Source organism: Polaromonas sp. YR568, assembly GCF_943372955.1.
GTDB lineage: Bacteria > Pseudomonadota > Gammaproteobacteria > Burkholderiales > Burkholderiaceae_C > Polaromonas.
Window position 1 is genome coordinate 709,492 of the sequence record NZ_CALSAL010000001.1, and the last position, 17,331, is coordinate 726,822.

General features: G+C 64.5%; 17 protein-coding genes. 11 read left to right on the plus strand and 6 right to left on the minus strand.

Annotated features, from left to right (window positions below; translation table 11 throughout):
- Window positions 1–46 precede the first annotated feature (46 nt).
- Window positions 47–1,198 carry a HAMP domain-containing sensor histidine kinase gene (locus AAG793_RS03270; RefSeq protein ID WP_341903951.1) on the plus strand — a complete coding sequence of 384 codons (1,152 nt, stop codon included), beginning with the start codon at window positions 47–49 and terminating at the stop codon, window positions 1,196–1,198.
- Window positions 1,199–1,231: 33 nt separating this feature from the next.
- On the opposite strand, the gene AAG793_RS03275 is transcribed toward AAG793_RS03270, so the two are convergent.
- From AAG793_RS03275 to AAG793_RS03285, 3 genes are all read right to left on the minus strand, one after another.
- On the minus strand, window positions 1,232–1,795 hold the full coding sequence (locus AAG793_RS03275; RefSeq protein WP_341903954.1) for an MOSC domain-containing protein: 564 nt from the start codon (window positions 1,793–1,795) through the stop codon (window positions 1,232–1,234).
- Window positions 1,796–1,861: 66 nt separating this feature from the next.
- On the minus strand, window positions 1,862–2,620 hold the full coding sequence (locus AAG793_RS03280) for a DUF1223 domain-containing protein (protein ID WP_341903956.1): 759 nt from the start codon (window positions 2,618–2,620) through the stop codon (window positions 1,862–1,864).
- Window positions 2,621–2,742: 122 nt separating this feature from the next.
- Window positions 2,743–3,264 carry a hypothetical protein gene (locus AAG793_RS03285; protein ID WP_341903959.1) on the minus strand — a complete coding sequence of 174 codons (522 nt, stop codon included), beginning with the start codon at window positions 3,262–3,264 and terminating at the stop codon, window positions 2,743–2,745.
- 279 nt (window positions 3,265–3,543) lie between these two features.
- Between AAG793_RS03285 and AAG793_RS03290 the strand changes: the two genes are divergently transcribed.
- Together AAG793_RS03290 and AAG793_RS03295 are read left to right on the plus strand one after the other, a co-directional pair.
- Window positions 3,544–5,940, plus strand: a complete 2,397-nt coding sequence (locus tag AAG793_RS03290) for a Tex family protein (protein WP_341903961.1) — start codon at window positions 3,544–3,546, stop codon at window positions 5,938–5,940.
- A gap of 15 nt (window positions 5,941–5,955) precedes the next feature.
- Window positions 5,956–7,047, plus strand: a complete 1,092-nt coding sequence (locus AAG793_RS03295) for a phospholipase (protein ID WP_341903963.1) — start codon at window positions 5,956–5,958, stop codon at window positions 7,045–7,047.
- A 50-nt stretch (window positions 7,048–7,097) separates the two neighbouring features.
- On the opposite strand, the gene AAG793_RS03300 is transcribed toward AAG793_RS03295, so the two are convergent.
- Window positions 7,098–8,234 (minus strand): iron-containing alcohol dehydrogenase, encoded by a 1,137-nt coding sequence (locus AAG793_RS03300; RefSeq protein ID WP_341903965.1) that lies wholly within the window; start codon window positions 8,232–8,234, stop codon window positions 7,098–7,100.
- Window positions 8,235–8,489: 255 nt separating this feature from the next.
- Between AAG793_RS03300 and AAG793_RS03305 the strand changes: the two genes are divergently transcribed.
- Both AAG793_RS03305 and AAG793_RS03310 read left to right on the plus strand, forming a co-directional pair.
- On the plus strand, window positions 8,490–9,437 hold the full coding sequence (locus tag AAG793_RS03305; RefSeq protein ID WP_341905399.1) for an alpha/beta hydrolase: 948 nt from the start codon (window positions 8,490–8,492) through the stop codon (window positions 9,435–9,437).
- A gap of 13 nt (window positions 9,438–9,450) precedes the next feature.
- Window positions 9,451–10,308, plus strand: a complete 858-nt coding sequence (locus AAG793_RS03310; protein WP_341903966.1) for a YbgC/FadM family acyl-CoA thioesterase — start codon at window positions 9,451–9,453, stop codon at window positions 10,306–10,308.
- 19 nt (window positions 10,309–10,327) lie between these two features.
- Here AAG793_RS03310 and AAG793_RS03315 read toward each other — a convergent pair whose 3' ends face one another.
- A complete protein-coding gene (locus AAG793_RS03315) occupies window positions 10,328–11,170 on the minus strand; it encodes an NRDE family protein (protein WP_341903969.1) in 843 nt (280 codons plus the stop codon).
- A gap of 39 nt (window positions 11,171–11,209) precedes the next feature.
- Window positions 11,210–12,163 carry a folate-binding protein gene (locus AAG793_RS03320; RefSeq protein ID WP_341903972.1) on the minus strand — a complete coding sequence of 318 codons (954 nt, stop codon included), beginning with the start codon at window positions 12,161–12,163 and terminating at the stop codon, window positions 11,210–11,212.
- A gap of 122 nt (window positions 12,164–12,285) precedes the next feature.
- On the opposite strand from AAG793_RS03320, the gene mltG reads away from it, so the two are divergent.
- From mltG to AAG793_RS03350, 6 genes are all read left to right on the plus strand, one after another.
- Complete coding sequence (gene mltG, locus AAG793_RS03325) at window positions 12,286–13,299, plus strand: endolytic transglycosylase MltG (RefSeq protein ID WP_341903974.1); 1,014 nt, start codon at window positions 12,286–12,288, stop codon at window positions 13,297–13,299.
- Between the two features lie 9 nt (window positions 13,300–13,308).
- Window positions 13,309–14,037, plus strand: a complete 729-nt coding sequence (tmk, locus tag AAG793_RS03330; RefSeq protein WP_341903976.1) for a dTMP kinase — start codon at window positions 13,309–13,311, stop codon at window positions 14,035–14,037.
- Window positions 14,034–15,122 carry a DNA polymerase III subunit delta' gene (locus AAG793_RS03335; RefSeq protein WP_341903978.1) on the plus strand — a complete coding sequence of 363 codons (1,089 nt, stop codon included), beginning with the start codon at window positions 14,034–14,036 and terminating at the stop codon, window positions 15,120–15,122. Before tmk ends, AAG793_RS03335 begins: the two co-directional genes overlap by 4 nt.
- Before the next feature lie 30 nt (window positions 15,123–15,152).
- Window positions 15,153–15,530, plus strand: coding sequence for a PilZ domain-containing protein (locus AAG793_RS03340; protein ID WP_341903980.1), 378 nt, complete (start codon window positions 15,153–15,155; stop codon window positions 15,528–15,530).
- Between the two features lie 95 nt (window positions 15,531–15,625).
- Complete coding sequence (locus AAG793_RS03345) at window positions 15,626–16,429, plus strand: TatD family hydrolase (RefSeq protein ID WP_341903985.1); 804 nt, start codon at window positions 15,626–15,628, stop codon at window positions 16,427–16,429.
- Window positions 16,426–17,109 (plus strand): ankyrin repeat domain-containing protein, encoded by a 684-nt coding sequence (locus AAG793_RS03350; RefSeq protein ID WP_341903987.1) that lies wholly within the window; start codon window positions 16,426–16,428, stop codon window positions 17,107–17,109. Before AAG793_RS03345 ends, AAG793_RS03350 begins: the two co-directional genes overlap by 4 nt.
- Window positions 17,110–17,331 lie beyond the last annotated feature (222 nt).

The window sequence follows — 17,331 nt, forward strand, 5'->3', positions numbered from 1 at the left end:
CACCTCTGCGTCTGCGGCCCGCACACCGCTTCAACGCGGCCCCACCATGCGCCTGTCCGCCTTTATCCAAGCCAATCTTCCGCCCATCCTTGTCGAATGGGACCTGTTTGCCCGAACGCTGTTTCCGGTGGAAACCGGTAAAACCGGGCTCGCACTGCGCGACCACGCGCAGCAGATTCTGGAGGAACTGGCCGAGGACATGCAGACCGCGCAGAGCGCCCAGCAGCAGGCCGAGAAATCCAAAGGGCTGGAGCCTGATGGCTCACAGTCTGCCGATGGCAAGGAGAGCGCGGCGGCCATTCACGGCACCCTGCGGCAATACATCGGCTACACGCTGGTTCAGGTGGCTGCCGAGTTCAGGGCGCTGCGGGCCACCGTGCTGCGCCTCTGGCTGAAACAGATCACGCACGTTACCGAAGACATGACGTACGACATGATCCGCTTCAACGAAGCGGTCGACCAGGCGCTGGCTGAATCGGTACAGACCTACACCGAAAGAACCAGCCGCACCCGCGACACCTTTCTGGCCATCCTCGGACATGACCTCCGAAGCCCGTTGACGGCCATTGCCCTGGCCGGCCACTACCTCAAGAGCCCGACGGTGGGCACCGAGGGAACGCAGAAGGCAGGCGGGCGCATCGTGACCAGCGCGGCGGGCATGTCAGCGATGGTCAACGACCTGCTCGAATACGGCAGAAACCAGTTGGGTGGTGAAATGCCGATTGAGCGGCAATTGGTGGACGTCAAGCAGATCTGCCTGGCCGCACTGGAAGAAGCCCAGGGCGCACACCCTGAATTCCAGTTTGACCTGAGCGCTACTGGCGAAGCCGTGGACCAGTTCGATGGCGCCCGTCTGCAGCAGGTGTTTGGCAACCTGCTCAATAACGCAGCGCAGTACGGCGACAAGGCGCACCCGATTCACCTGATCGTGGAGGGCCGTCCCGACTTCGTGGTGGTGCAGGTCTGCAATCTCGGGCCGGTTATTCCAGCCGAATCACTGCAGGCCATTTTTGATCCGCTGGTCCAGCTGGGACTGCATGGTCAGAAGAACAGCCCGTTTTCCAACAGCTCGGGCCTGGGTCTGTTCATCGCCCGCGAGATTTCTGCATCCCATGGCGGCGTGATTTCGGTCGAATCCAGCAAGGAATTCGGCACCATATTCACCGTGCGCCTGCCGAGGTCGCCCTACAAGCTTTGAGGGGGAGGTGAGGTCACGGGAGGCGGTCAGCGCTCAAATCAGGTCCAGCTGCTCGGGCTGCGCTGCGAGCTCGCACACCACGGCATCACCCACCTGAAGCGTTCCGGAGCTGAGCACCCGTGCTGTCAACCCACCGTGGCCGCGCATGGCGTTGTAACCGCCGGGGCCCAGCACCTCTTCCATGCGCGAACACGGCTCGCAGGGGCCGGTGATTTCGAGCAACACCGCACCGATGCGCAGCACCAGCGGCTGGTCGCGAAAGAGTGACTTGGCGGCCAGCAGATTCAGCCCGGAGACAACGAGATTGCGGCGTAGCCATTCGGCAGGAATCGCGTCCAATCCGGCAAGCGCGGCAACAACAGGCAGATGCTCGGCCTGAATTAGCGTCACCTGCCGCTTGCTAGCGCCAGGACGTTCAGCCCCCGTGAGGGCGGTGCGGTCGCCCTGCAGGCCCACACCGGCCAGTGCCTGCGCGGCATTCACGGTATTTATTTCAGCCCGGCGCGCGGGTCTCAGGAGAATCTGCTCCAGCCGGCCGGCACGCGGGAAGTGGCGCGTCAGGCTGCGCAGGTCATGGGATGAGTGGCTGTTTGGCATGTGCTGCCATTGTCGACCTCTCGCAGCCTGGCCAGCAGGGCCAGTCGGGCCAATGACGATGACCCATCAAACCGGGCACTGAAGGCTGAGCGCCTGCAGCGTGCCGCCTGTCTTCGGATCGAACACCACCAGATTGACCTGTCGCGGATGCCCCGGTGTGGCCGCGATGCTGCGGAACGTGAGTTTCTGGCTGGTGCCCACGGCGGGTTTGTATTCGCCCGCCTGGGTGTACTGCCGCACCACGAAGTCGTGCTTCAGGTACTCGCCTTTGTTTTCGCCGGCTTGCACTTTCGAGGCATGGCCGTGTTCGGTGACCGTCCAGTACGCGGACCAGTTCGCGGGCACCTGTAATGCAGGCAGGGATGTCACCGAGGCCTCGAACTGGTCAGGCCCGACTTGCTGCAATGTGATGCTGGCCCGCGCGGTTTCCTTTGGCGTGGGCTGGCCACCCCAGTTGCGCCAGTCCTGACCATTGAGCAGCGCTTGCGGGGTGTAGATGCTGCGCTGGTTGTTGCGGGCCGCTATTTCACGCTGGCGGGTGGTGTGGGCGGGCGATGCGAAACGGTCTACCCAGCCGATGTAATCCCAGTAGCCGACATGAAACGCCTGCACCACCAGGTTCTTGCCTTTCAGCGTCGAGATCCATTGATCTGCCGGCGGGCAGGAGCTGCAGCCTTCCGAGGTGTAGAGCTCCAGCACCGGGGTGATGGTGGGGCCCGACGTTGCCGCGCACTGGCCTGGCGCTGCGAGAGCTGATGTGCTGACACCGATGGTGATAAGGGCCAGCAGGGCGCTGGCTGCAGGCAAATTATGGGCAAGAGGCATGACATCGCTCCATGAAAATGCCCACGCTGCGCTGCCTGCGGAAATGCCTGCAACCTGCGACTGTGGACACTGCTTGGTCGGGCCGCTGTCCGCGTTCTTACAGCGCCCGTCGTTGCATCGGCTTACAGGCGGGGCGTGCCGTTGGCCATGCGGCCAGTGCGGTCATCTGCCAGGGTGCCGCGCTCCAGGCGATCCTCCAGCTGGCCCATGTAAGCCGCGAGGCTTTTGTCCGATTCTTCAAGGCGCATCAACAGGGCTTGCTGCTGCTGGGCAAAGCGCTCAGCCAGCACGGTGTTGTGCGCGGTCTCGCGCTGCTGGGCAGCCAGCGCCTGCACTTCCATGTAACTGCGCAATTCGGTGAAACGGGAGGCCTCGGCCTTGTCTGCCAGTTCGCGCTGCACACTGAGCTGGCGTGCGTAATTGCGCATCTCCAGCAGGTTCGTGCTCTGCATGTAAACCGTGCTACCCAGAAATACCAGGGTAGCAATCACCACCAGCGCCAGCATCACCAGCCCGAGCGACACCTGTACGGTGGTAAAGCCCAGACTCAGGATACTGACGCGGGTGAATTCGTCCACATTGAGGGCCACAAAGCCGGCCAGCAGAACGATGGAGATGATCAGGAAAAGGGTTCGGGTACGCATGGGTTTCTCCTGAAACAGAGGAAGGGAAAGCTGAAAAAATGGGCTGCAAGCCCCTGTCAAAGTATGGCCCTGGGGAGGCCGTTTTCCCTGTGGGACAATGCCGACCCTTGTCGTCAGTTTGTGTTTTCTGCCAGGGCGCACAGCCGGTTCACGCTTCTTGCGCGTGGCCCCGGTCTGACAGTGCCGCATTCATCGTTTTTTGATTCCTTCAGGCTCACCCGGTCGCCTTGAGTCCGTTCGCCACACACCCCAACGCCCACAGTCCACCCGCTTTTCCCCATGCAAAAAATCATTCGTCAGATCGCCGCTGAAATCAAGGTTCAGGAGAAGCAAATCCGCGCCGCCGTAGAGCTGCTGGACGGCGGCGCCACCGTGCCCTTCATCGCCCGATACAGGAAGGAAGTCACCGGCGGGCTCGATGACATCCAGCTGCGCGAGCTGGAGTACCGCCTCGGTTACCTGCGGGAGCTGGAAGAGCGCCGAGAAGCCGTCATCAAGAGCATCGAGGAGCAGGGCAAGCTCACGCCCCAGCTGCGTGCCGCCATTGAACTGGCCGCCACCAAGCAGGACCTGGAAGACCTGTACCTGCCCTACAAGCCCAAGCGACGCACCAAGGGGCAGATCGCCCGCGAGGCCGGCATTGAACCGCTGGCCGATGCCCTGTTTGCCAATCCGTTGCTGGTGCCAGCAGATGAAGCCGCTGCTTACGTGAAAGCCGAAAAGAACGAAAGCGGCGACGATTTCACCACTGTGCAGGCGGTGCTCGATGGCGTGCGCGACATCCTCTCGGAGCGCTGGGCCGAAGACGCCGCGCTGGTGCAGTCACTGCGTGGCTGGCTCTGGAGCGAAGGCCTGTTTGCGTCGAAACTTGTTGCCGGAAAAGACGAGAATCTGCCCGACAACGCCAAATTCCGCGACTACTTCGACTACGACGAGCCGATCGGCCGCGTGCCGTCGCACCGTGCGCTGGCCGTGTTCCGCGGGCGTGCGCTGGAGATTCTGGATGCCAAGCTGGTGTTGCCAGAGTCGCCCGACCTTAGCGCATCACCCAAAGCGGGCCCAGCGGTTTCCCTTGCGGAGGGGAAAATTGCGCTGCACCTGGGCTGGAGCCACAAGGGCAGGGCGGCCGATGACCTGATCCGGAAATGCGTGGCGTGGACCTGGCGCGTGAAGCTCAGCCTGTCGCTGGAGCGCGACCTATTCACCCGCCTGCGGGAAGAGGCGGAGAAGGTGGCCATCAAGGTGTTTGCCGACAACCTGCGCGACCTGCTGCTGGCCGCACCCGCCGGCCCCCGCGTGGTGATGGGCCTGGACCCGGGCATCCGCACCGGCGTGAAGGTGGCTGTGGTCGATGCGACGGGCAAGCTGGTCGAAACCGCCACCGTGTACCCGCACGAGCCGCGCAAGGACTGGGATGGCTCGCTGCACACGCTCGCCAAACTGTCTGAAAAGCATGGCGTGAATCTGATCGCCATCGGCAACGGCACCGCCAGCCGCGAGACCGACAAGCTGGCGGCCGATCTGATCAAGCTGATGGCCAAGGTCGAGCAGGCCATCGAAAAGGTGGTGGTCAGCGAAGCCGGCGCCTCGGTGTATTCCGCCAGCGAATTCGCCAGCCAGGAAATGCCTGATGTGGACGTGAGCCTGCGCGGCGCGGCCAGCATCGCACGCCGCCTGCAGGACCCTCTGGCCGAGCTGGTGAAGATCGACCCCAAGTCGATTGGCGTGGGTCAGTACCAGCACGACGTGAACCAGAGCGATCTGGCGCGCAGCCTCGACGCGGTGGTGGAAGACTGCGTGAACAGCGTGGGCGTGGACTTGAACACGGCCAGCGTGCCGCTGCTGGCACGCGTGTCCGGCCTGTCGCAGACGGTGGCCAAGTCGGTGGTGCGCTGGCGCGATGCCAATGGCGCCTTCACCTCGCGGGCCGACCTGCTGAAGGTCACCGGGCTTGGCGCCAAAACCTTTGAGCAGAGCGCGGGCTTTCTGCGCTTGCGCGGTGGCAGCAACCCGCTGGACATGACGGGCGTGCACCCGGAGACCTACCCGGTGGTCGAGAAAATCATGCTGCATACCGGCAAGCCGGTGGCCGAGCTGATGGGGCGCTCCGAGATGCTCAAGACCCTTCGGCCCGAGCTGTTCGCCAACGAGCAGTTTGGTGTGATCACGGTGAAGGACATTCTGACCGAGCTGGAAAAACCCGGACGCGACCCGCGCCCTGATTTCAAGGTGGCCCGCTTCAACGACGGTGTGGAAGACATCCGTGATTTGAAGGAAGGCATGACGCTGGAAGGCACGGTCAGCAACGTTGCTGCTTTTGGTGCCTTCATCGACATCGGCGTGCATCAGGATGGCCTGGTGCATGTGAGCCAGCTGGCGCACAAGTTCGTGAACGACGCGCGCGAGGTGGTGAAGACCGGCGACATCGTCAAGGTGCGGGTAACCGAGGTGGACGTGGCCCGCAAGCGCATCGGCCTGACCATGAAGCTGGGCGACCCACCGGCGCGACGTGACGGCCCACAAGGCTTTCGCGAGAACCGCTTTGAGGGCGCAACGCCGGGCCGTTCGGGTGGCGCTCGCGCAGGTAACTACAGCGTCGGGGGCCGCGCACAGCAGCCCGCCGCTTCGACCGCCATGGAGTCGGCGTTCAGCAAGCTCGCGGCGCTGAAGAAATAAGCACAACACACCGCCATGAGAGCGCTTCGCATCTACGCCGGCCCGGCGGCCCGCCGCCACATCGAGCAGCATGGCCTGCAGCCGCGCGATGTGGGCGTGGTGCCGGGTGCGGCGGGTGGGCCCAAGGGTCTGATTCTGGGCCCGCTCGACCGCTTCATCTTTGGCGAGTGGCTGGCGCGAACTGATCATCCGGTGCATCTGGTCGGCGCCTCGATTGGTGCGTGGCGCATGGCGACTGCCTGCCTGCACGAGTCCGTCAAGGCGTTTCAGCGTCTGGAGCGTGACTACATCCATCAGGATTACGAACTGGAGCCGGGCCGCAAAAGCCCGACCGCCGCGCACGTGAGCGCACGGTTCGGCGCCAGCCTGGAATCGTTTTACGGTGGCCGCATTCACGAGGTGCTGCAGCACCCACGCTACCGCTTGCACATCGTCACCTCGCGCGGGCGCCACCTGCTGGGGCGAGAGCACCGATTGGCCACGCCGCTGGGCTATCTGGGGGCCTTTCTGACCAACAGCGTGCGCCGCAAGGCCATGGGGGCCTGGCTGGAACGGGTGGTGTTTTCCAGCGCCGGTGCCGCGCTGCCTTTCGCGACGACTGATTACCGCACCCGTCAGGTGGCCTTGAGCGAGGCGAACTTCCAGCCCGCCTTGCAGGCCAGCTGCTCGATTCCGTTTGTGCTGAAGTCCGTGCACGGCATTCCTGCTGCGCCCCCTGGGGCCTACTGGGATGGCGGCATCACCGATTACCACCTGCACCTGGACTACCACCGCAGCCACTCGACGGCTGGCAACGGTCCGGGCCTGGTGTTGTACCCGCACTTCCAGAAGGCGGTGGTTCCCGGCTGGCTCGACAAGGGCCTCAAGTGGCGGCATGGCGCCAGCCATTTCTTGGATTCCATGGTGCTGCTGGCACCCGACCCGGCCTGGGTCAGGACGCTGCCCAACGGCAAGTTGCCTGACCGCACCGACTTCACCCGCTATGGCGTGAATCTGCCCGCGCGGGTCAGCGCCTGGACCGCCGCCGCAGTGGCCAGCCAGCAACTGGCAGACGAGTGGCAGGAGTGGCTGCACAAGCCCGATGCGGGCAGGGTAGAGCGCCTTTAGGCAGAAAGGCGCCGAAAGGCGTCAGGCCGGAGCGTTGCCGGCCTTCCAACTCACATGGCGCTTTCCAGCATCTCGCGGTAGTCCTGACGGGTGGCCAGTCGCGGATTGGTCTTGTGGCAGTGGTCAGCCATGGCACCGTCGATGATGGCTTCAAACTGCGCTGCAGTGACACCCATGGCCGCGAGGCCTGTGGGCAGGCCCAGCCGTGCATTCATGTCACGAATCGCCTCTGGAATATCGCTGCCCGACTGCAGCCCCATGGCGCGTGCCATGCGGTCCAGCCGGTGCTCCTTCTGCAGCGACTCGACTTCGGCATTGAACCGCACCACGGCAGGCAAAAACATCGCGTTCAGTGTGCCGTGGTGCAGGCGCGGGTCCACGCCGCCCAGGCTGTGGCTCAGCGAGTGCACGCAGCCCAGGCCCTTCTGGAAGGCCATGGCGCCCTGCATTGAGGCACTCATCAGGTTCAGGCGCGCCTCGCGGTCGCTGCCGTCGCGGGTGGCGCGCTCGATGTGCGACCAGCCACGCTCCAGGCCGTCCAGCGCAATGCCGTCGGCAGGGGGGTTGAAGGCGGCTGACATGTAGGTTTCCATGCAGTGCGCAATTGCGTCCATGCCGGTGGCGGCAGTGAGCTTAGGCGGCAGGCCCAGTGTCAGCTCCGGGTCGCAGATGGCGGTTTTGGGCACGATGTGCCATGAATGAAAACCGAGCTTGCGGTGGTCGTCCACGATGATGATGGCGCCGCGTGCCACCTCGCTGCCGGTGCCGCTGGTGGTGGGCACGGCAATCAGCGGTGCGGCGCGCTCGGTGATCTTCAACGAGCCGCCTTCAATCGTGGCGTAGGTGGTCAGTGGTCCTTCGTGCGTGGCGGCAATCGCCACACCCTTGGCGCAGTCGATGGCCGAGCCGCCGCCCACGGCGATCAGGCCGTCGCAGCCGGCCGACTTGTACATTGCCACAGCCGCGCGCACAGCCGCTTCGGTCGGGTTCGATGGGGTCTGGTCGAACACCGTGACAGGCACGCCGGGCAGGGCGTCCAGCGCTTTTTGCAGCACGCCTGCAGCCTTAACGCCGGCATCGGTCACGATCAGTGGGCGCGTGATGCCCACGCGCTCGCATTCCTGCTTGAGCAGCTTGACAGCGCCAAATTCGAACTGGACCTGGGTGATGTAATAAATGAAGGCCATGGGTGTGTGGGAAGGTGAGCGTGAAGGTGTGGATGTGCGCGTTGTAGGATGCTGGGTCAGCTACGAAATCAAACGTATGCACAGTACTTTAATGGCAAGAAACCCTCCATGCGCAGCCCACAAACCCTGACACCTCCTGTGTTCGCTGCCGCCCACACCCGCCACTGATCACCGATGCAGCGACACCCCGCAACCGCCCACCATGCCCACGACGGCTCGGACGGGCATGGCGCGCAGGCGCTTCTCACGCCGGCCATGCGTGATGTGCTGATGCGCATGGCCAAGGCCAAACGCCCGCCGTTCCACACGCTGACACCCGATCAGGCCCGCGCCGCTTACGAGGCGGGCGCTGGCGTGCTGGAGATTCCGCCCGCCCAACTGGCCCGGGTGGAAGACTTCACCATCCCGGCTCGCGATGGCCACCGCTTGCCCGCCCGGCTTTATTTAGGCCAGGGTGCTGCGACCTGCGGCGGCGCGCGCGCACCGGTCCTGCTGTATCTGCACGGCGGCGGCTTCACGGTGGGCAGCATTGCGACCCACGACGTGCTGTGCCGGCAATTGAGTCATCTGGCAGGCTGCGCCGTGGTCTCGCTGGACTACCGGCTCGCGCCCATGCACCAGTTTCCGACAGCGGCCCACGACGCCTGGGACGCGCTGCAATGGCTGGCGTCACACGGCAACAGCCTTGGGCTGGACACCAGCCGCCTGGCCGTGGGCGGCGACAGCGCTGGCGGCACGCTGGCGACGGTCTGCGCGGTGCATGCGCGTGACGCCGGCCTGCCGCTGGGACTGCAGCTGTTGATTTACCCCGGCTGCGTGGGCCACCAGAGCACACCTTCACACCGCAAGTTCGCCACCGGGTTTGTGCTGGAGGAGGCCAGCATTACCTGGTTCTTCAACCAATACATTCGCAGCATGGCCGACCGTGACGACTGGCAGTTCGCACCGCTCGACGCGCCCAACGCCCCGGACCTGGACGGCGTGGCGCCCGCCTGGGTGGGTCTGGCCGAGTGCGATCCGCTGGTGGACGAGGGCGTGATGTACGCCGACAAGCTGCGCACCGCAGGCGTGGCAGTGGACATTGAGATTTACCGCGGCGTGACGCATGAATTCATCAAGATGGGCCGGGTGATTCCCGAAGCACGCCGCGCCCACGCCGATGCCGCCCGCGCGCTGCGGCACGCCTTTGATCTTTATCCCTGACCAGGACATCGCCATGAATCGACGGGACTTCCGCTTTTTTCATCGGCTGCGCGTGCGCTGGGCCGAGGTGGACATGCAGAAAATCGTGTTCAACGCGCATTACCTGATGTACTTCGACACCGCGATCACCGACTACTGGCGCGCCATGGCCTTGCCTTATGAAGCGGCTTTCGAGCAGATGGGCGGTGAGCTGTATGTGAAAAAGGCCAGCGTGGAATACCACGGCTCGGCGCGCTTTGAAGACACGCTCGACGTGGCATTGAAGTGCCAGAGGATCGGCAATTCATCGATTGTTTTCGTCGGTGCGATTTTTCGTGGTGAAACCCTGCTGATCGGCTGTGAACTGGTCTATGTGTTTGCCGACCCGGCCACGCAGACCTCGCGGCCGGTGCCTGCGCCGCTGCGCGAGCTGCTCGCGGCCTATGAAGCCGGGCAGCCCGCAGTCAGCGTGCAAACCGCGGGCTGGGACACGGTGTTGGAGCAGGCTCGCAGCGTGCGCCAGGCCGTGTTTGTGGAAGAGCAGGGCATTCCGCTGGCGATGGAATGGGACGATGCCGACGCCACCGCGCTGCATGCGGTTGCGATCAACGCCCTCGGGCAATGCGTGGCCACCGGCCGGCTGACCCGGTATGCAGAAGGGGTCGGAAAGATCGGCCGCATGGCCGTTCAGCGGGTGCTGCGCGGCTCGGGTCTGGGCCAGCAGGTGCTGGCGGCGCTGGTGGAAGCCGCTGCCCGGCGTGGTGACCGTGAGGTGCTGCTGCATGCCCAGCGCAGCGCCGAAGGCTTTTACCGGCAGCAGGGGTTTGTGGTGCGGGGCCAGCCGTTTGACGAGGTCGGCATTCCCCATGTGGAGATGTTCAAGGCGCTTTGATTCGGCCCTTGTGGATTGGTCATCGGCCCACGGGCAGCGAAAAGCCGAGCGTGACCTCAGTGGAGGCCGGGAATCCGTCACCATGCCGGTGCGCCCGTTCCTTGATGTCTATGGCCCAGGTGTTGGCCTTGCCGGCGCTCCCCGCGCTTGCCACGATCAGCGTGCTGCAGCGCGTGCCGTAGCCATGCTCCGGAGACTCCACAAAGGCGCTGGACAGCGCCTCCTCAAAATGCAGCGAAACGCCAGTGGCAGGCAGCTGCTCGCGCGGTGCGCGGGTGCGGCTGGCCAGCGCCGACCAGAGCGGGCACTCCAGATCGGCCGTCGTGTCGTCAGCCAGAGCGCGCTCCAGCACCGACCGGAGGGTCAAGGTTTTGGGCCAGGGGGTATCGAGCGCGGCGTTGGACAAACCATAGACGCCGGGCCGCAGAGGCTGCAGGTGCAACGCACCGCCATCATTGATGCGGTTGGTCATCCAGACCCACTGGCCGGTGTGAAGATCGCCAGTCACCAGATTGAAGCCACCGTACTCAGCGGCTTCTGCCGCGACCTCCACCGCAAAGTCGTCGCTGTGGCCCGGGTGCCCCAGCCACCGCGTCACCAGCGCGCCCCGGGAGCGCGGCGGCGGCGCATCGGCAGAAGGCGCTTCACGCACATTGGTAAGAAAGGCCACACGGCCGCCAGGGGTCAGGCCCATCCAGGTGCCACCGGCCCGCAAGTCGCGGCCGGAGACGATTTCCGGTGCACCCTCGGCACGCCAGCGAGCCAGCGGCAGCGTGGGGCGATCCAGAAACTCGTCGCGGTTGCCGGCAATCACCAGCGGCCATCGTTCAGAGGCGCCGATGGCAAAGGCGATCAGGCACATGGCGAATCAGCTCAGTTCGCAAGCTGCGACCGGAGGGCCTCAGATGTCTTCGAGCAGCGCATAGGGCAGGGGCAGCAGGGTCAGGGCTGCGCCAGATGCGCTGCCCAGCGTCAGGCTGCCATCGGTTGCCGCAGACGTCTGCATCGACACCATCGCATCAAAGCCGCCCGAAGGATGTGCCGCAGCAGAGGCCACCAGGCCGCAGGGCTGCTCGGCATCGCTGGAATGGAACACTTCCTGCCCTACCACCGGTTCGGCAGTGGAGTGCACCAGATAAGCCCGGCGCTTCAGCGTGCCGCGAAACTGGCTGCGCGCCACCACTTCCTGGCCGGGATAGCAGCCCTTCTTGAAGCTCACACCGCCGATGGACTCGTAATTGAGCATCTGCGGCACAAAGGCCTCAAACACCGGTTGCGTCACCATGGCGATGCCTGACTGCACTTCCAGCCATTGCCAGGCGCTCAGACCGAGCTCGCCGACAGCGGCAGGCAGTGCGGTTCCAGACGGTGCCAGCCAGAGCGCGCGCGGTACACCGGCGGCGGTGGGCAGGGTGATCACGCTGGCCTCGCCTGCATCGGCGCGGGTCCAGGGCGTGGCAGTGTTCCCGGCAATCGCCTCGGCGGCTGCGCCAGCGGCGCCATAGAGCATCACTTCGGCGGTTACGTCCGTCAGTTTGGCCTTGGCGCGCAGCACAAACATCGACAGCCGCTTGAGCGTGGTCGGCAGCAGGTCGCGGCTGCAGATCAGCAGCACGTCTTCGGCGCCGTGTTTGAGCATGATGAAGCTGGCCTGCAGCCGGCCCTTGGCATTGCAAAAGCCAGCCAGCCGCGCCTGCGAATGGGGCATCAGCGCCACATCCTGCGTGAGCTGGCCCTGCAGAAATGGCACCGCGTCAGCACCGACCACCCGGATCACGCCCAGATGCGTGAGCGCGGCGAGGCCAGACAGGTTGTGGGGAGTGTCCAAATGGGATGACTGGGCTGGGGCGTTCATGGGGTCAATCAAATGTGACAAGGCAAAGGTGACGAAGCGTTAAGACAAGGTTCGTGCAGCAGGAGGGCTGAATTATCATCGGTCGGTACACGGGGCGTTGCCCTGAAAGAGGTAGCTGGGTCGTGCGTCGTGTCTTTGCAAGTCTTCTGGGTCTGATTTTTGTCGGTGCGCTTCTGCTGTTTGGCGCGGCGCTGTGGTGGCTGCACGAGCCGCTGAGCCTGCAAACCCCACCCGGCAGCACCGTGGTGGACCTGGAAATCGAGCCCGGCACCCCCGCCAGCGGTGTGGCCGATGCGGTGGCACGCAGCGGTGTGAACACGCCCGCGCTGCTGTTGCATGCCTGGTTTCGCCTCTCCGGGCAGGCCCGCATGATCAAGGCGGGCAGCTATGAAATCACACCGGGCACCACGCCGCGCAAGTTGCTGAGCATGCTGGTGCGTGGCGAGGAAGCCCTCAAGAGCGTCACGCTGGTGGAAGGCTGGACTTTCACCCAGGTCCGTGCGGCACTGCAAAGGGCCGAACAACTGACACCAGACACCGCCGGCCTTCCCCCGACGGCCATCATGGAGAAGCTGGGTAAACCCGGCGTGCACCCCGAAGGACGGTTTTTCCCCGACACCTACACCTACGCCAAGGGTTCCAGCGATCTGGCGGTGCTCAAGCGAGCCGCCCGTGCGATGGACAAACGGCTGGCGGCCGCCTGGGCGCAGCGCCAGCCCGACACACCGCTCAAATCACCCGACGAGGCGCTGATTCTGGCCAGCATCATTGAAAAGGAAACCGGCAAGCCCGCCGACCGGCCCCAGATTGGCGGCGTGTTTGTGAACCGGCTGCGCATCGGCATGCTGCTGCAGACCGACCCGACCGTGATCTACGGCATGGGCGAGCGCTTCGATGGCAACCTGCGCCGGCGCGACCTGCAGACCGATACGCCCTACAACACCTACACCCGTGGTGGCCTGCCGCCCACGCCGATTGCCATGCCCGGCCGTGCCTCGCTGCTGGCGGCGGTGCAGCCCGCCACCACCAAGGCGCTGTATTTTGTTTCGCTGGGCGATGGCAGCGGTGGCAGCTACTTCAGCGAAACGCTGGACGAGCACAACCGCGCGGTGAACAAGTACCAGCGCAACCAGTAGGTCTGCGAGATGCCTCCCCCGACCCCCCAGCACACCCCACCGCACGGGCTGTTCATCAGCTTTGAAGGCATCGACGGCGCGGGCAAGTCCACCCACATCGCCGGTCTGGCCGATGCCTTCCGCGCGGAAGGCCGGGTGGTGACTCTGACCCGTGAGCCGGGCGGCACGCCGCTGGCCGAGAAGCTGCGCGCGCTGGTGCTCAACGATGCGATGGACCCGCTGACGGAGTCGCTGCTCGTGTTCGCCGCACGGCGTGACCATGTGGTCAACGTCATCATGCCCGCTCTGCTGCGCGGCGAGGTGGTGCTGTGCGACCGGTTCACCGACGCCACCTTTGCCTACCAGGGAGGAGGGCGCGGCTTCGATTTGAAAGTGCTCGCCACCCTGGAGCAATGGGTGCAGTCTGATGAAGGCTTGCTGGGCGACCCGGCTGGCAACCACCCGATGCAGCCGCAGGTGGAGACTGTGATTGAGCCGCACCTCACCGTATGGTTTGACCTGCCACCCGAAGCCGCCGCCGCCCGGCTGGCCGATGCCCGCCTGCCCGACAAGTTCGAGGCCCAGCCAGTTGAGTTTTTCCGCCGTGTGGCCCAAGGCTATGCCGACCGCCAGCAAGGCCATCCGGAGCGCTTTGCGCGGATTGACGCCGCTCAAAGCCGTGAGGCCGTCTGGCTGGCGGTACGGCAGGTCTTTGAAGCCAAAGGCTGGTTGCAGCCCGTGGGCAAAGGGGCCGCATGAGCGACGCCCTTCAGACCCGCCCGCTGGCGCCATGGCTTCAGGCCCAGCTGGAACACCTGCTGCAGCAACGCGGCCACGCCTGGCTGCTGACCGGGCCGTCCGGGCTGGGCCAGTTCGAGCTAGCGCTGGCACTGGCGCGGGCCTGGCTGTGCGAGCAGCCCACGCCGCAGGGCGCCTGCGGCCATTGCGGCAGCTGCCACGCGGTGGATGTCCACACCCACGCGGACCTCTGCATGCTGATGCCGGAGACCCTGAGTCTGGCGCTGGGCTGGCCGCTGGACGAAAAAACGCAGGACGACCTTGACAGCAAAAAGCGCAAGCCCAGCAAGGAAATCAAGGTCGATGCCGCGCGCGAGGCGGTGTCGTTCACGCAGTTCACCCGTTCCCGGGGCAACACCAAGGTCGTGCTGGTGTTCCCGGCCGAGCGCATGAACCACATCACCGCCAACACCCTGCTCAAAACACTGGAAGAGCCGCCGGGTGAGGTCCGCTTCATTCTGGCCACCGAGGCCGCGCATCAGCTGCTGCCAACCATCCGCAGCCGCTGCCAGACCCACACGCTGACCTGGCCCGAAGCATCGCAGGCACTCGATTGGCTGGCCCGCGAGACGGCGCTGGCTGAAGGCGACCAGACCAGTAAAAAACAGGCCAAAGCACCGCAGGCGGCTGATTTGCAGACCCTGCTGACCGCCTCGGGCGGCCGGCCTGCCGACGCGCTGGCTTGGGCGCAAGCCACTCCGGCTGCCGACGCTGCCAGCCAGTGGCAGGCTTTGCCGCAGGCGGTGGCGCGTGGCGACATCTCGGCGCTGGCTGACTGGGCACCAGCGCAAATCGTCGATGCGCTTCAAAAGCTGTGCCACGACATGCTGGCTGTGCGCGTGGGTGCTGCCCCCCGGTTTTTCCGGCCACAGGATCTGCTGGTTCGCGACAAAGTGGCCCGGTCGGGTGAAGCGCCTTCGCTTTACCCGCTGGTGAGCTGGTCGCGCGAGCTGAGCGCGCTGGCCCGCACTGTCGAGCACCCCTACAACCCGGGCTTGATGCTGGAATCCCTTGTCAGCCGGGCCCAAATGGCGCTGCGGGCGTGACACGAACGGTCAAACCGATAAACTAGCGGCATGAGCACAACCCCTCCGGCAGTTAATTCCGCCAGCGCCGCGCGGCCCAGCGTGGTGCAGCTGGCGATCAAGGAAAAAGCCGCGCTCTACGCCGCCTACATCCCGCTGTTCAAGGAGGGCGGGATGTTCATTCCCACCGTGCGCGACTATCAGCTGGGCGACGACATCTATGTGCTGCTGACACTGCCGGACGATATCCAGCGCTATCCGGTGGCTGGCAAGGTCGCCTGGGTCACCCCGGCCCGTGCGGCGGGCAACCGCACCCAGGGGGTCGGCGTGCGTTTCCCATCGGATGAGAAATCGCGGCTGCTCAAGCTCAAGATCGAAGAAATTCTGGGTGCCCACTTGGCATCCGAACGCCCGACGCAGACCATCTAGGGCCTCAGGGTTTCCTGTGGCTGCTGATGAAGGGCGTCTGCCCGCTGCGGACTGATCCGCACACTTTGCTTTTCCAATGACAACCTTCTGACTGCATGTTCACCGACTCCCATTGCCACCTGAGCTTCCTCGAACTGCAGGCCCAGTTGCCCGAAATCCGCGCCGCCATGGCGGCAGCCCAGGTGGACCGTGCCCTGTGCATCTGCACCACGCTGGAAGAGTTCGACATCGTTCACGGACTCGCCACTACCTATGACAACTTCTGGTCCACCGTCGGCGTGCACCCGGACAACGAGGACGTGCAGGAGCCAACGGTCGACGACCTGCTGCAGCGCGCCGCGCGGCCACGTGTGGTGGGCATTGGCGAAACCGGCCTTGACTACTACCGTCTGGGCGAACGCACCGTGGCCGACATGGAATGGCAGCGCGAGCGGTTTCGCGTGCACATCCGGGCGGCGAGGGCGAGTGACAAGCCCTTGGTGATCCACACCCGCAGCGCGTCTGAAGACACCTTGGCCATCCTCAGGGAGGAGGGGGAGGGAGGTGAGGCCGGCGACCTGCCGAAGGCGCGCGGCGTGTTTCACTGCTTCACCGAAACCGAGGCAGTGGCCCGTGCGGCGCTGGACCTTGGCTTTTACATCTCGTTTTCCGGCATTCTGACCTTCAAGAACGCGGCTGACTTGCGCGAAGTGGCGCGCTTTGTGCCGCTGGACCGCATGCTGATTGAAACCGACAGCCCCTATCTGGCTCCCATGCCTTACCGCGGCAAGACCAACAATCCGTCGTACGTGCCCTTCGTGGCCAAGCAGATCGCCGAGCTCAAGGAGCAGCCGGTCGCGCTGATTGCCGAAGCCACCAGCCGCAACTTCGAGCATCTGTTCAAGGAGGTTCTTGCATGACTCCAAGCCGCTCAAAATACCTCATAAATTACTTTAGATATTCAATTTATCTCGTTGTTTTAACAGGATTTAATTATTCCTTTGCTGGCTCTTATGAGGATTTCTTCACCGCCATCAAGCGCGACGAGCCGAGGCCCATCAGCGCCCTGCTGGCCCGCGGGTTTGACCCCAACACCATGGGCCCCAACGGTCAGCAAGGCCTGTTTGAGGCGCTGACCGAGCCTTCTCTGGCGGCCGCCCAGGTGCTGGTGGACTGGCCCAAGACCGACGTGAACGCACTCAACCGCAGCGGCGAAAGCCCGCTGATGATCGCTGCCATCAAGGGCCATGAGGCCGTTGTCAAGAAGCTCATTGATCGGGGCGCCGACGTGAACAAGACGGGCTGGACACCGCTGCATTACGCAGCCAGTGCCGGGAATCTGTCCATCATCAGGCTGCTGCTGGAAAACCATGCCTACATTGACGCCGAGTCGCCCAACAAGACCACGCCGCTGATGATGGCGGCCATGTACGGCACGGCCGAGGCTGTGACGCTGTTGATTGAAGAAGGCGCCGACCCGCAACTCAAGAACGAGCAAGGCCTCACCGCCATCCAGTTCGCCCAGCGCGCCAACCGGGAGTCCGTGGCCGACGCCATTGCCGCGGCCATACGGGCCAAGCGGCCGGCAGGTCAGTGGTAGAGAGATCACGCGGTTTGGCGGGGTCTGGGTGCCTCTTCCCGACTTCTTGGTGATATTCCACGATGTATAGGTCATTTGGTGACTTTCGAATGATGCAGTTTCTGCATTAATGGGTCAAATTTTTTGAGGGGAGAGGGGGCCTGTTTTTCAAGGCGCGGACGAGGGCGGGCGAAGGCGAACGGCGGCACTCGCGTCCAGACTCCCGACGTGGCGCTTGACGTA